Origin of the sequence: Stenotrophomonas maltophilia group sp. RNC7 (genome assembly GCF_030910085.1) — a bacterium.
Classification (GTDB): Bacteria; Pseudomonadota; Gammaproteobacteria; order Xanthomonadales; family Xanthomonadaceae; genus Stenotrophomonas; species Stenotrophomonas sepilia.
Window position 1 is genome coordinate 1 of the sequence record NZ_JAVFVN010000181.1, and the last position, 579, is coordinate 579.

At 28.3% G+C, this 579-nt stretch carries 1 protein-coding gene; it reads left to right on the forward strand.

Annotated elements, in window-relative coordinates; all coding sequences use genetic code 11:
- Positions 1–255: 255 nt before the first annotated feature.
- On the forward strand, positions 256–579 hold a 324-nt coding region (locus RCF13_RS02375), incomplete at its 3' end, for a hypothetical protein (protein WP_308140804.1).

Sequence of the window (579 nt, forward strand, 5' to 3'; positions counted from 1 at the left end):
TATGATTGTTAAATCACCAGTCATGAAATTACTCCTTTCGAAAATTATCTCTAATTATTATAGTACAAATTGAGTTTTAAGGCTTAACAAATCAATACATAGACATATGTAATATGCTAATATATACTTTAATTATAAATATGTCATTTGATTTTTATTTCATTAATAAAAAACCGTTCCTTTGGAGCTTTTGAAGCAAGAAATCCTCTTGTCATTGAAAAGTAATAGGGAGCGGTTTTTCTAATACAAAAGGAGATGAGAAATTTGTACTTTTGTGTAATATGTAATGAACCTGGAGATGTTATCGTTGATAATCAAAAAGAATCTTGGTGTTTATGCCAAAATCATCTACAAGAATTTGGCAAGGAGAAGTTAGAATTAGAGGGAGATGGATATATTTCAGATTTTGCTGCTCTTATACATGAAAATACATCTTGTGATATATCCGGAGCAACTGAGAACTTATGGCGTTACACAACTAATGGACTAACTGGAAGAATACATATCATTTTAACTTATGAGAAATTATTAAATTTAATTAATGGAAAGCTTATGCCAAAAGAGTATATTAAGTTAATA